Origin of the sequence: Escherichia sp. KCJ4928, from assembly GCF_004352695.1 — a bacterium.
Taxonomy (GTDB): Bacteria; Pseudomonadota; Gammaproteobacteria; order Enterobacterales; family Enterobacteriaceae; genus ECMA0423.
Map to the genome: position 1 here is coordinate 1 of NZ_SJWV01000107.1, position 13,865 is coordinate 13,865.

The following is a 13,865-nucleotide window of genomic DNA, read 5'->3' on the forward strand; positions in this document are numbered from 1 at the left end:
TTATTATTACCACTTTTAATTCAGGGATAATGTGAGGTTATTACCCTCAAATAATATGAGATAAATAGTGCTGCAACATTGCATTTTTGCCCCGATTTATCCATGATCGAATTGTGACATTTGTCATACAACGAATAGGTTTTGTACTTACTATGGAATGGATTGCCGATCCGTCTATCTGGGCCGGGTTAATCACGCTGATTGTGATCGAACTGGTCCTCGGCATTGATAACCTGGTCTTTATTGCCATCCTCGCCGAAAAACTACCGCCGAAGCAGCGCGACCGCGCACGGGTTACCGGGCTGCTGCTGGCGATGTTAATGCGCCTGTTACTGCTGGCGTCAATCTCCTGGCTGGTCACCCTGACTCAACCGCTGTTCAGCTTCCGCTCGTTTACCTTTAGCGCCCGCGACTTAATCATGCTGTTTGGTGGTTTCTTCCTGTTGTTCAAAGCCACGATGGAGCTGAACGAACGGCTGGAAGGGAAAGACAGCAATAATCCCACACAACGCAAAGGTGCGAAGTTCTGGGGCGTGGTGACGCAAATTGTGGTACTGGACGCCATCTTCTCACTCGACTCAATGATTACCGCCGTCGGGATGGTCGACCATTTACTGGTCATGATGGCCGCCGTTGTTATCGCTATCAGCCTGATGTTGATGGCCAGCAAGCCGTTAACGCAATTTGTTAACAGTCACCCGACCATCGTTATTCTCTGCTTAAGCTTCCTGTTGATGATTGGCTTTAGCCTGGTGGCAGAAGGTTTCGGCTTCGTCATTCCGAAAGGCTACCTGTACGCCGCCATTGGCTTCTCGGTGATGATCGAGGCGCTCAATCAGTTGGCTATCTTTAACCGGCGACGTTTTCTTTCCGCTAACCAGACGCTACGCCAGCGGACTACCGAAGCGGTAATGCGCCTGCTTAGCGGGCAAAAAGAAGATGCGGAACTGGACGCCGAAACCGCGTCCATGCTGGTGGATCATGGTAACCAGCAGATCTTTAATCCGCAGGAACGGCGGATGATTGAGCGGGTACTTAATCTTAACCAGCGTACCGTCAGCAGCATTATGACGTCGCGCCACGATATTGAGCATATCGATCTCAACGCGCCGGAAGACGAGATCCGCCAGTTGCTGGAGCGAAATCAGCATACGCGGCTGGTGGTTACCGACGGTGATGACGCAGAAGATTTGCTCGGTGTTGTTCACGTTATCGACCTGCTACAACAGTCACTGCGTGGCGAACCGCTCAACCTGCGGGTGTTGATTCGCCAGCCGCTGGTGTTCCCGGAAACCTTGCCGTTGTTACCTGCCCTGGAGCAGTTCCGTAATGCCCGCACGCACTTTGCTTTTGTGGTGGATGAGTTTGGCTCGGTGGAAGGGATTGTGACATTAAGTGACGTCACTGAAACCATTGCCGGTAACTTACCGAACGAAGTGGAAGAGATCGACGCCCGCCATGATATTCAGAAGAATGCGGACGGTTCCTGGACGGCGAATGGTCATATGCCGCTGGAAGATCTGGTGCAATATGTGCCGCTGCCGCTGGATGAAAAACGTGAATATCACACCATTGCCGGGCTGTTGATGGAATATTTACAGCGTATTCCAAAACCTGGCGAAGAAGTTCAGGTGGGGGATTATTTGCTTAAAACGTTGCAGGTGGAAAGCCATCGCGTGCAGAAGGTGCAGATTATTCCGCTGCATAAGGATGGCGAGTTGGAGTACGAGGTGTGATGGTATCGGTCATTTTACCCGATAGCCGAAAGGAATAAGATGAGGGAACCGCGCCAGCGGCGATTTACCGCCGGGAGCCCGGGTTGCCAGGGTGGTGGCGATTGAGCCACCCTGGCACGTTCACCGGCTTGAGCGTTCCATAGTAGTGAGGAACATCAAGTGAACGGAACAGCCTTCGATCTTACATATTCAGAATATAATGGTGCCGCCGCGAACGCCTGATGCGACGCTTTACGCGTCTTATCAGGCCTACAGGACAGGTCACCTGGTAACCTACATCTTCTCCAGCAACTTCTTCACATCTTTGCCATTGCGGGAATCTTTATTCCGCTCGGCCCAGTCATTCAGGCGACGTTTCGCTTCGTCCTGTAGATGTTTGCGCAGTAACTGATCCACTTGCAGACTGTAATTGAGTTGCTGCCAGTTGCCATAAACCCGCAGCGGTACTGGCGTTTCTTTGAGGAAATCAATCAGTTTGCTTTCCCCGTTCCAGCCACCCACGACCCGAATATCAAACTGGGTGTCGCAGGTTTGATCTGCCAGATTCAACATGCCTTCCCCTGTCAGCGCCAGCACAGGCGATTGACCTTGCATGTCGTTTAACGTCACGACGCCATCCTTCAACGTCAAATCGGTGGTAAAGCGGTCAAGCCGCGTCACGTTATCAAAGTTTTCAGCGGCCTTCACATCACCGCCATTACGCTCTACCGCTTGCTGAATCATCTGCTGGAAGTTCATCCCTTCCATGCGCGTGTCGGTCATTTTGACATGTGCCTGTCCTTGCCAGTTGTGGCGGAATGCGTCGGCATCTATGTCAGCACCGGAGAAATCACCAGCCAGTGACATTTTTCCGGTCAACGAAATCGGATAGTTAAACGCCTTCAGAATGGTACCAATCTCAACGTTTTCCAGCCGTGGCTGGAAGTTTATCCGCGGATTTATTGATGTCGCGTCCAGCGTGCCCGGCAGTGAAACCTGTCCACCGTTAAGCTTGCCCTGCAGTTGAGTAATTTCCAGCAAACCCGACTTGTTGGTCATTTGCGTGGCAACATCTGTAAAATTCATTCCGCGCCAGCGCACGTTACTGGCCTGCAACAAAATATCAGCCGTAAAGCCTTGCAGTCCCTGATATGCCGGTTCATCAATACGCGAAGAAATGACCGGGCGCGGCAATGTTGATTGGCTCTGCCCCTGCTGCGCGGCACCGTTTTCACCATTCGCTGTTTCATTAAGCGGGATGAGGTTGTCAAGATTCAGTTGCGGGAATTGCAGTCTCAGCTGCCATTCAGGTTTCTCTGTCAGCGTGACCTGTGCTTGCCCGCTCAGCGTGCTGTCATTGGCGGTCAAGCTGATTTGGTTAAATGAAAGGCGTTTATGTGACTCCTGCCACTGGGCCTGGAAACTCCCCTGCCCCTGAATACCTTGTTTTGGTAAATCTGCACCCTGCAACTGCCAGTTAATTTGTTCAATAGCCGCCGTTAAATCATGCGGATAATCAGAAGCATCTACCGTACCGTTAAGGGATATCGTGAGATCGCGCTGATCGCGATTAACCCGCCCGGAGAACTCAAATGAGCCACGATGTTGGGGATCTTGTTCCATTTGCAGGCGAATATTGCGGATTGTCACCTGCTCGTCATCTTCATGCTGGAACACCAGCACGCTGTCCGCCACCTTAAGACTGGATATATCAAACGACCATCCGCGATCGTCTGACAGATCCGGCAAGGTATTGTCGCGCGGTGCAACCGGAGCGTCTTCACTGCGCACCGCTTCCGTCTGCGGCGTCAGTTGAATCACTGCCCCTTTTAGCATCACCTGCTTAACGCTCAGTTGATGACTCAGTAGTGGTAAAAGCGCCACGTCCAGACGCATGTTGTCGGCGCGAACCAGTGGCTGGCTTGCGCCCTGGGCGGTGAGAGACATTCGCCCGGAGAGGATACTAAGCTGCGGCCAGACGTGCCAACGCAGTGGCCCGTCGAGCTGCAATTGATAACCGCTACGTGCAGCAACTTGCTTGACCATATAGTCGCGGAAATCATTCGGATTCACCAGCAACACTAACGCAGATAACCCGGCCACCAGCACGACCAGGAGTATCATCAGCGTCGTCAGAAATCGTCTCATGGTATCCTCAATGGGCCTGAATTAGTCTTTATCGATTCGGCTGGCTACCGCGCCCTGCTGGTTGCGATATTTCGCATCTTCACGGCGGTTGTAAGGTCGCGCCGCCGGGCCGGAAAGCGGCTCAAAGCTCAGCGCACCAATTAACATGCCCGGACGCAGCGCCAGCGGCAGCTTACCGGAGTTGTAGAACTCCAGCACAATGCAACCAGACCAGCCCGGATCGATACGGTGCGCGGTGACGTGCACCATCAGCCCCAAACGCGCCAAAGAGGAACGCCCGTCCAGCCAGCCCACCAGATCGGCTGGCAGCGTCACCGACTCCAGCGTCACCGCCAGCGCCAGCTCTCCTGGGTGAAGATAGAACGCCTCGCCCTCGTCGAGAACGATCTCATCGCTCATCACGCGGTCAAGCGCGGCGCTCACTTCATCTTTGGGACCGCTCAGATCGATAAACGCTGCCGTGTGACCACGGAAGGTACGAAATTTATTGCCCAGGCGTACATCCACCGTCGCGCCGTTAATACGCTCCACTGGCGGACGTGGGTTGATCGACAAACGGCCTTCATCAAGCCAGGCTTCAATATCTCGGTCACACAGACGCATGGCATTTTCTCCTTTCGCGCATCACTCCCTTAACGCCAATTACGTCAAGGGCATACCAGGTTATCACTGAACGGTACACAATTTATCAAGCTTATTCAAAGAACTGACTTATTTTCGCTTTCAATATATCGATCGCGATGCGGTTTTTCCCGCCGCGCGGCACGATAATGTCCGCATATTGTTTAGAAGGCTCAATGAATTGCAGGAACATCGGGCGCACGGTTTTTTGATATTGCGCCATCACGGAATCCATTGAACGCCCACGCTCGTTAACGTCACGCTTGATGCGGCGCATCAGGCAGATATCCAGCGGGGTATCAACGAAAATGGAGAAGTTAAGTTCGTCACGCAAACGCGCATCCGTCAGCAACAAAATGCCTTCGAGAATGATGACCTTCTTCGGCTCAACCGTCACCGTTTCTTTCATACGCGTATGTTCAACATAGCTGTAAACCGGCAGGTCAATTGCCGAGCCGCGTTTCAACGCTTGTAAATGCTCAAGCAACAGGCTGTGATCCATCGCGCTGGGATGGTCGTAGTTGGTCTTAACGCGTTCTTCCATCGACAGATGGCTTTGATCTTTGTAATAGCAGTCTTCGGGAATTACGCCGATGTGTTCATCACCGACTTGCTCACGTAATTCACGATAAAGGGTACTGGCAATAAGACTCTTGCCGGAAGCCGATGCGCCAGCGATACCGATAATGACGCACTGATGAGACTGATCAGTCATATATTTAGCGACCTGATTAACCTGGATGTTAGGAAGGGGGCGACGAAGCGCCAAACGCGGCAATTATAGGGATTTCATCCGTCTGATACCAGTCGAATAGCGTTGCCGCGCGCTCAGAGTTAATTGTTGACAAAGAATTCCCGGTGGCAAATTACGTTGATCAGTTTTATGTAAGGTAAAAAATGTTATACGCAGTTGCGCAAATTATCCGCCTTTACGTCACTTTATGAGCAATTCGCATATAAAATGTAAAACTTTTGTACTAGCATAAACACAGAAACGAATACTGGCGACCTGGTCTTGCGGATAAAGCGGTAATGAGCAAACAATCACAGCATGTATTAATTGCCCTGCCCCACCCGCTGCTTCACCTGGTCAGTTTAGGTTTAGTCTCGTTTATCTTTACCCTTTTCTCGCTTGAGCTTTCGCAGTTTGGCACCCAACTCGCCCCACTGTGGTTCCCGACGTCCATCATGATGGTGGCGTTTTATCGCCATGCCGGGCGCATGTGGCCGGGAATTGCGCTGAGCTGCTCGCTGGGAAATATCGCCGCATCCATCCTGCTTTTTTCCACCAGCTCGCTGAACATGACCTGGACGACCATCAATATTGTTGAAGCCGTGGTCGGGGCAGTGCTGCTACGTAAATTGCTGCCGTGGTATAACCCCTTGCAAAATCTGGCTGACTGGCTGCGTCTGGCATTCGGCAGCGCCATTGTTCCGCCTCTGCTAGGGGGTGTTCTGGTTGTCCTGCTGACGCCCGGAGACGATCCTCTCAGGGCATTTTTGATATGGGTACTGTCAGAATCCATCGGCGCTCTGGCACTGGTGCCGCTGGGATTGTTATTTAAACCACACTATCTGCTGCGCCATCGCAACCCACGGTTGCTTTTTGAGTCGCTGCTCACGTTAGCCATCACACTGACGTTAAGCTGGCTTTCGATGCTGTATCTGCCGTGGCCTTTTACTTTCATTATTGTGCTGTTGATGTGGAGCGCCGTGCGCCTGCCACGAATGGAAGCCTTTTTGATCTTCCTTACCACGGTGATGATGGTGTCGCTGATGATGGCCGCGGATCCCTCCCTGCTTGCTACGCCGCGTACATACCTGATGAGCCATATGCCGTGGCTACCGTTTTTGCTGATCCTGCTGCCCGCCAACATCATGACGATGGTGATGTATGCCTTTCGTGCGGAACGCAAACACATTTCCGAAAGCGAAACCCGTTTTCGGAACGCCATGGAATATTCCGCTATCGGTATGGCGTTAGTGGGCACCGAGGGACAATGGCTGCAAACCAACAAAGCGCTCTGCCAGTTTCTCGGGTACAGTCAGGAAGAGCTGCGCGGACTCACCTTTCAGCAACTGACCTGGCCGGAGGATCTCAATAAAGATCTCCAACAGGTTGAAAAGCTGATAAGCGGTGAAATAAACACCTATTCAATGGAAAAACGCTACTACAACCGTAATGGCGATGTTGTCTGGGCGTTGCTTGCCGTCTCACTGGTGCGCCACACGGATGGCACGCCGCTCTATTTTATCGCTCAGATTGAAGACATTAACGAGCTAAAACGCACCGAACAGGTGAATCAGCAACTGATGGAGCGCATCACGCTGGCTAACGAAGCGGGCGGGATTGGCATCTGGGAGTGGGAGCTGAAGCCGAATATTTTTAGCTGGGATAAGCGGATGTTCGAGCTGTATGAAATTCCTCCACATATCAAACCGAACTGGCAGGTGTGGTACGAGTGCGTGCTGCCGGAAGATCGCCAGCATGCCGAAAAAGTGATTCGTGATTCGTTGCAATCACGCTCGCCCTTTAAACTGGAATTTCGCATTACCGTAAAAGACGGTATTCGCCATATCCGCGCCCTCGCCAACCGGGTACTGAATAAAGAAGGCGAAGTCGAACGCCTGCTCGGCATTAATATGGATATGACTGAGGTTAAACAGCTTAACGAGGCATTGTTTCAGGAAAAAGAGCGCCTGCACATAACGCTGGACTCCATCGGCGAAGCCGTGGTCTGTATTGATATGGCAATGAAAATTACCTTTATGAATCCAGTGGCGGAGAAGATGAGCGGCTGGACGCAGGAAGAAGCATTAGGTGTTCCGCTCCTGACGGTGTTGCATATTACCTTTGGCGACAATGGTCCCCTGATGGAGAACATTTACAGTGCCGACACCTCACGTTCCGCGATTGAACAAGATGTGGTGTTGCACTGCCGGAGCGGCGGCAGCTACGACGTGCATTACAGTATTACGCCGTTAAGTACTCTGGACGGCAGCAATATTGGTTCGGTTCTGGTGATTCAGGACGTTACCGAATCACGCAAAATGCTGCGCCAGCTGAGCTACAGCGCCTCCCATGATGCACTGACGCATCTCGCCAATCGCGCCAGTTTTGAGAAGCAACTGCGTATGCTGCTGCAAACGGTAAACAGTACACATCAGCGACATGCCCTGGTGTTTATCGATCTTGATCGCTTTAAAGCGGTGAATGACAGCGCCGGGCATGCGGCGGGCGACGCTTTGCTGCGCGAACTGGCGTCGTTGATGCTGAGTATGCTGCGTTCCAGCGACGTGCTGGCGCGACTCGGTGGGGATGAATTTGGTCTGCTGCTACCAGACTGTAATGTTGAAAGCGCGCGTTTTATCGCTACACGCATTATCAGTGCCGTGAATGACTATCACTTTATATGGGAAGGCCGTGTGCATCGGGTAGGTGCCAGTGCCGGGATTACCTTGATTGATGACAACAATCATCAGGCGGCAGAAGTGATGTCGCAGGCTGATATCGCCTGTTATGCCTCCAAAAATGGTGGACGGGGCCGGGTGACGGTTTACGAACCACAGCAAGCTGCCGCACATAGCGAACGGGCGGCGATGTCGCTTGATGAACAGTGGCGGATGATTAAAGAGAATCAGTTGATGATGATGGCCCACGGTGTCGCTTCGCCGCGGATCCCGGAAGCGCGTAATTTGTGGCTGATTTCGCTTAAACTCTGGAGTTGCGAAGGCGAGATTATTGATGAACAAAAATTTCGTCGTAGCTTCAGCGATCCGGCACTTAGCCATGCTCTTGACCGACGGGTATTCCACGAATTTTTCCAGCTGGCCGCAAAAGCGGTTGCCAGTAAAGGCATAAGCATCGCCCTCCCCCTTTCCGTTGCCGGTTTGAGTAGCGCCACGCTGGTGAATGATCTGCTTGAGCAGCTGGAAAATAGCCCTCTACCACCACGGTTATTACACCTGATTATTCCGGCTGAAGCGATTTTAGATCACGCAGAAAGCGTGCAAAAACTGCGGCTGGCGGGATGTCGGATAGTGCTCAGCCAGGTGGGCCGCGATCTGCAAATCTTCAACTCGCTGAAAGCGAATATGGCAGATTACCTGCTACTTGATGGTGAGTTATGCGCCAACGTGCAGGGTAATTTGATGGATGAGATGCTGATTACGATTATTCAGGGGCACGCTCAGCGACTCGGGATGAAAACCATCGCCGGGCCAGTCGTTTTACCCTTAGTGATGGATACGCTTTCTGGCATCGGCGTCGATCTGATTTATGGTGATGTGATTGCCGATGCCCAACCGCTGGATTTGCTGGTGAATAGCAGTTATTTCGCGATTAACTGAGGGAGCGTTTGCCCATTGCCTGATGCGACGTATCAGGCCTACAATTCGTCCGTTCCGTCTGGTTGCCAGCCTTCCGTATACCAGATATGCAACAGCGCATAAGAACGCCAGGGCTTCCAGCGCTCGGCATAACGGCGGATTTGTGCCGGTGTCATCCCCGGAAATCGCTGTTTAATCAGATAATCATCCGGCAGAAAAACATCTTTCGCCTGCCAGCCACGCAAAGCGAAATAATTCGCCGTCCAGCGCCCGATACCCGGAAAAGTTTGCAGCGTTTTCATCGCCTGCTCCACATCGCCCGGAATTGTCATTGGTAAGCTGCCCTCCAGCGCCGCATTTGCCAGATGAATCAGTGCCTCTGCCCGTTTCAACGGCATGCCTAACGCTTTTAATGCCTGCGGGTCGGCTGCTGCCAGCCGCTGAGGCGTGGGGAAGCAGATATACTCCGGAAAATCATCCAGCCGTTCGCCATAAAGCTGTACAACTTTGGCAGTCAATTTTGCCGCCATCGCCACGCTCACCAGTTGGCCTAAAATCGCCCGCACACCCTGCTCAAAAGCATCAATACAGCCGGGTAAACGCAATCCGGGCCGCGCCGCGCCTAACTTGCCCAACGCACCGTTAACAATCTGCGGGTTACATTGCAGATCAAACAGGCGGCTCATTTTCGCCAGACACTCAGCGGCAACGGGTTCTAAACCTGCACTTAAATTTATGTGCAGAGTATGGCGGGCTATATCCGGAATAGCAGTCACCACGCCGCGATATTCGCCCACCGCCAGACTACGGGCATAATAATCCTCAGCGACCGTTTCCACACCACTCACCGCACGGGCGGCGAGAAATCCCAACATCCACGACCAGTCATACGGCGGCTGCCAGTTCAGGGTATACATCGCATCTCCTTATTCATCCGCTTTCAGCATAAACGTTATTCAGACGCTACGCTTTGCTTTCATATTCCGGTTGTCGCGACGGCAACATTTCGCTAAAGTCACGCCCCTTCTTCACCGGCATGGGGATTAATTCGTGTTTATTGGTTTTGATTACGGTACAGCAAACTGTTCAGTGGCGGTCATGCGTGACGGTAAACCGCAATTACTGAAAATGGAAAACGACAGCACGCTGCTGCCTTCAATGCTTTGCGCGCCAACGCGTGAAGCAGTAAGTGAATGGCTGTACCGCCATCATGATGTTCCGGCAGACGACGATGAAACGCAGGCGCTGTTACGTCGGGCGATTCGTTATAACCGCGAAGAAGATATCGATGTTACGGCGAAAAGCGTGCAGTTCGGTCTTTCCTCACTGGCACAGTACATTGATGATCCAGAAGAAGTGTGGTTTGTGAAATCACCAAAATCGTTCCTCGGTGCCAGCGGCTTAAAACCGCAGCAGGTAGCGCTGTTTGAGGATCTGGTCTGCGCAATGATGTTGCACATTCGCCAGCAGGCGCAGGCGCAGCTGCCAGAAGCGATTACTCAGGCGGTGATTGGTCGCCCGATCAACTTCCAGGGGCTGGGCGGCGATGAAGCAAACGCCCAGGCGCAAGGGATTCTGGAACGCGCGGCGAAGCGTGCCGGATTCAGGGACGTGGTATTCCAGTACGAGCCGGTCGCGGCTGGGCTGGATTACGAAGCCACCTTGCAGGAAGAAAAACGGGTGCTGGTGGTGGATATCGGCGGTGGTACGACTGACTGTTCATTGCTGCTGATGGGGCCGCAGTGGCGTTCGCGTCTCGATCGTGAAGCCAGCCTGCTGGGTCACAGTGGTTGCCGTATTGGCGGTAACGATCTGGACATCGCACTGGCGTTTAAAAACCTGATGCCGTTACTGGGCATGGGTGGCGAAACCGAAAAAGGCATCGCCCTGCCGATTCTGCCGTGGTGGAATGCGGTTGCCATCAACGACGTACCTGCGCAGAGTGATTTCTACAGTAGTGCCAACGGTCGTCTGCTTAACGATCTGGTACGCGATGCCCGCGAACCGGAAAAAGTGGCCCTGCTACAGAAAGTCTGGCGTCAGCGTTTAAGCTATCGCCTGGTGCGTAGCGCAGAAGAGTGCAAAATTGCTCTTTCAAGCGTAGCGGAAACCCGCGCCTCACTGCCGTTTATCAGCGATGAACTGGCTACGCTGATTAGCCAGCAAGGGCTGGAAAGCGCCCTCAGCCAGCCACTGGCGCGGATTCTGGAACAGGTGCAACTGGCCCTGGATAACGCCCAGGAAAAACCGGACGTTATCTACCTGACCGGCGGTAGCGCCCGTTCGCCGCTGATTAAAAAAGCGCTGGCAGAACAGTTGCCGGGAATTCCGATTGCAGGCGGCGATGACTTTGGCTCCGTCACCGCCGGGCTGGCACGCTGGGCGGAAGTGGTGTTTCGTTAAAAGAAAATGGCTCAGCAGCGGCTTAAATCTGCCTGCGCCTGAGCCAGTTTTTCTGCCGCCTGACGTAAAGGTTCCATCAACGGCATGGTCCGTGCTGGAGCATGAAGGCGGAATCGCTGCAACTCTGTCGCGCCGACAGTCAACGTCGATTCCAGCCGATGTCGTTTGGCGGTCATTTTCGCCATTACCGCTTGTCTGTCTGCTGGCGTTATCGCTTCATTCGGCCTGAACACAAAACGGCGTTCACAGCTCGCTTTCCAGTCGATAACCGCCTGGGTCAGATGGTCGCCAAACCCTTTCACTTGCTTAACGCCACGACGGGTAACATCTGCGGCTGTTTCAATACCAAAAGACCGTAACGCCGCTTTACGCGCAGGGCCAACGCCGGGAATAGAGGCAACATCAATAAATAATCCCTCCAGAAACTTCTGCTTCTGCCGTTCCCTTGCAGTGTCATGAAGTGCTGCCAGAGCGCGTTTCTCTTCTTCCGGTAACCCGAGAATTTCGTCCTTCATTTTTTCGAGCATCGCCCGTTTGGCGATAAAACCTTCCAGCCCGCCCAACTGTTGGCTCTGGCTGACTAAATGGTCATAGTCCATTTTCGCGCGATTAAATGCCTCACGGCGTTGCTGGATTTCTGCTTTATAAGCTTTGCTTGTCAGACTGCCAATAATCCAGATAGCCGCCAGCACAGGAACCAAAATAATATAACGCGGTTCTGCCTGAAGGCCGCAAAGCAGCAGCGATAATGCTGACAGTGCGATCTCAAGCAGAATGATGTATTCGCGCCGTAACAGGCCTAAAGGAAGCGGCCTGCCAGTCGGTTGGAAATGATCGGGTAATGGCAGTTGCAATGCTGGCGGTGCTACTGACGCCATCACCATCGCCCAGACTTTCGCCAGCACAAAATCACCGCCGGTGGTAATGACCTCTTCGCCGAGATCAATAAAATAGATAACGCCTTGATTATCCAGCGTACACCACGGGCAGTCGGTCAAATGAGCGGGATAAACATGCATTGCCGAAACGGGACATTTCTTTAACTGTTGGCGCAGAGAATCAAGTGCCGCTACCCACGCTTTAGCCGTCGGACGCCCGGTTGCCACGCCACTTTCCGTGAATGCCTGCTGAAACATGGCTTCAACATCACTCGGTAACATCGATAGCGGAATCGATCGTGGCGGCGGTTTTAAACCACGTCGCTGATTATCTGACGCGTAGGCATAACGGAAATGGGTAATATCCGTCTCCAGCGCATTACCCGCATCAGAGATAAGCGGCACACCAGAATAAGGATGCCGGCCACCAAACAAGACGTGAAAAATCAGCAACGCAAGGCCAAAATTATCGTGATTTTCTGTGCGTTCAAAGCCGACAAATGACGACAAGGTTTGTAGCTCTGGCGGCGTAAAATGCGACACGCCGACTTCGCATAAATGCAGTGTGCCATTGGCGTTAATCTGAAAGGAGTCGCTATCAATCAACACCACTTTGCTGTCGCGACCTACCATAAAACTGTTCTGGTTTACGTCACCCACGACGTGCCCGTGCTCGTGAACCGTAGCAAAAGATGAAGCAATATTGCGCGCAACATAGAGTAGAAAATCCCACGCACAATGAGGGTAACGTTGACGACGATGTGCCGGGCTATAGATCATATGAATCGGTTCTTTACCAGAAACTTTTGGCATCATAAAACCGATAACTTTTCCGCCTCGTCCACCGTGAAGCGTTGCCTGCGGCCAGGCGACATAATTCAACAATTGCGCGTCAGCTGTCGCAGCCATAAAGGCAAGTTTGTCCTGTTTTAAGGCGGGTGGCGGCGTGTGATAAATCTTGGCGACGCTATCGACAAACTCATTGATATCATAAACCGCGCCTTCACCGCCTTTGCCCAGTTCAAGACCGAGAGTGGTCATTTCACCTGTTGATGTAAATACTTTTATATTTGTCTTCATAATGTTTCAAGGGCAGCAATATTATATTTCAATGAATAATAACACTGCCCATTATAATTATTTCTATATGGGAAGAGCCCACTCAAGAATAAAAATGATAATGTAATTTCATCAGGATACAATTCAATTCCAACCTGATAATGATTCACTTCCACAGGTTTTGCTAACTTTTACTACACAGAGATTCTGGAGAAAAAATGAAAAAGATATTACTCATGTTGAGCCTGCTATTTTTTACTACCGCGGGCTTTAGTGAAGTTTCGGATACGTTAGTGACAGGAGGTTATGATAAACAAGCGATGTCTGACGCGATTAAACATGCGCGGAAAGAAACCGATAAATTCATCGAGGTTATGAATAAAAAAGATGCCGATACTTTCGCAGTCAAAGCCCCGATAACCGATCACGGAAGAACCGAGCATTTCTGGCTCACGGATGTCACTTATTCTAACGGCATGTTTATTGGCGTAATCAGCAATGACCCTGGTATTGTTACAAACGTAGAATATGGCCAGGAGTGGAAAATCAAGAAAGAAGATATTTCAGACTGGATGTATACGCGCGGGGATAAAATTTACGGCGGTTATACCATTGATCCTTTATTGGTCACCTATCCAAAAGAAGAAGCCGACGAGCTTAGAGCAAAATTAGTTCGCTAATCAGCCGTTATATTTATTGTTTAAACTGGCGG

9 protein-coding genes are annotated in these 13,865 nt (G+C 51.8%); 4 read left to right on the plus strand and 5 right to left on the minus strand.

Features of this window, described 5'->3' with window-relative positions; all coding sequences use genetic code 11:
- Positions 1-152: 152 nt before the first annotated feature.
- Positions 153-1,736 (plus strand): TerC family protein, encoded by a 1,584-nt coding sequence (locus E0D98_RS15330; protein ID WP_047086582.1) that lies wholly within the window; start codon positions 153-155, stop codon positions 1,734-1,736.
- A gap of 273 nt (positions 1,737-2,009) precedes the next feature.
- Here the strand turns inward: E0D98_RS15330 and asmA are convergent, their stop codons facing one another.
- The 3 genes from asmA to udk form a co-directional block, all read right to left on the minus strand.
- On the minus strand, positions 2,010-3,863 hold the full coding sequence (gene asmA, locus E0D98_RS15335) for an outer membrane assembly protein AsmA (protein WP_001252335.1): 1,854 nt from the start codon (positions 3,861-3,863) through the stop codon (positions 2,010-2,012).
- Between the two features lie 21 nt (positions 3,864-3,884).
- Positions 3,885-4,466, minus strand: a complete 582-nt coding sequence (gene dcd / locus E0D98_RS15340; protein ID WP_001234767.1) for a dCTP deaminase — start codon at positions 4,464-4,466, stop codon at positions 3,885-3,887.
- Between the two features lie 91 nt (positions 4,467-4,557).
- The gene (gene udk / locus E0D98_RS15345; RefSeq protein WP_001295424.1) at positions 4,558-5,199 is read right to left on the minus strand and encodes a uridine kinase; all 642 of its coding nucleotides are present in this window, start codon (positions 5,197-5,199) and stop codon (positions 4,558-4,560) included.
- A 317-nt stretch (positions 5,200-5,516) separates the two neighbouring features.
- On the opposite strand from udk, the gene E0D98_RS15350 reads away from it, so the two are divergent.
- Complete coding sequence (locus tag E0D98_RS15350) at positions 5,517-8,834, plus strand: diguanylate cyclase (RefSeq protein WP_000043697.1); 3,318 nt, start codon at positions 5,517-5,519, stop codon at positions 8,832-8,834.
- A gap of 38 nt (positions 8,835-8,872) precedes the next feature.
- On the opposite strand, the gene alkA is transcribed toward E0D98_RS15350, so the two are convergent.
- On the minus strand, positions 8,873-9,730 hold the full coding sequence (alkA, locus tag E0D98_RS15355) for a DNA-3-methyladenine glycosylase 2 (RefSeq protein WP_000288410.1): 858 nt from the start codon (positions 9,728-9,730) through the stop codon (positions 8,873-8,875).
- A 133-nt stretch (positions 9,731-9,863) separates the two neighbouring features.
- Here alkA and yegD point away from each other — a divergent pair, with 133 nt between their 5' ends.
- Complete coding sequence (gene yegD / locus E0D98_RS15360; protein WP_000469734.1) at positions 9,864-11,216, plus strand: molecular chaperone; 1,353 nt, start codon at positions 9,864-9,866, stop codon at positions 11,214-11,216.
- 11 nt (positions 11,217-11,227) lie between these two features.
- On the opposite strand, the gene yegI is transcribed toward yegD, so the two are convergent.
- The gene (gene yegI / locus E0D98_RS15365) at positions 11,228-13,174 is read right to left on the minus strand and encodes a protein kinase YegI (protein ID WP_000856108.1); all 1,947 of its coding nucleotides are present in this window, start codon (positions 13,172-13,174) and stop codon (positions 11,228-11,230) included.
- 197 nt (positions 13,175-13,371) lie between these two features.
- On the opposite strand from yegI, the gene E0D98_RS15370 reads away from it, so the two are divergent.
- Positions 13,372-13,833: a DUF2314 domain-containing protein gene (locus tag E0D98_RS15370; protein ID WP_000722348.1), complete on the plus strand. Its 462-nt coding sequence runs from the start codon at positions 13,372-13,374 to the stop codon at positions 13,831-13,833.
- Positions 13,834-13,865: the final 32 nt, after the last annotated feature.

Coding starts and splice junctions, on each gene's coding strand:
- E0D98_RS15350 (WP_000043697.1), top strand. CDS start 5,517: ATGAGCAAACAATCACAGCATGTATTAATTGCCCTGCCCCACCCGCTG.
- alkA (WP_000288410.1), bottom strand. CDS start 9,730: ATGTATACCCTGAACTGGCAGCCGCCGTATGACTGGTCGTGGATGTTG.
- asmA (WP_001252335.1), bottom strand. CDS start 3,863: ATGAGACGATTTCTGACGACGCTGATGATACTCCTGGTCGTGCTGGTG.
- udk (WP_001295424.1), bottom strand. CDS start 5,199: ATGACTGATCAGTCTCATCAGTGCGTCATTATCGGTATCGCTGGCGCA.
- E0D98_RS15370 (WP_000722348.1), top strand. CDS start 13,372: ATGAAAAAGATATTACTCATGTTGAGCCTGCTATTTTTTACTACCGCG.
- E0D98_RS15330 (WP_047086582.1), top strand. CDS start 153: ATGGAATGGATTGCCGATCCGTCTATCTGGGCCGGGTTAATCACGCTG.
- dcd (WP_001234767.1), bottom strand. CDS start 4,466: ATGCGTCTGTGTGACCGAGATATTGAAGCCTGGCTTGATGAAGGCCGT.
- yegI (WP_000856108.1), bottom strand. CDS start 13,174: ATGAAGACAAATATAAAAGTATTTACATCAACAGGTGAAATGACCACT.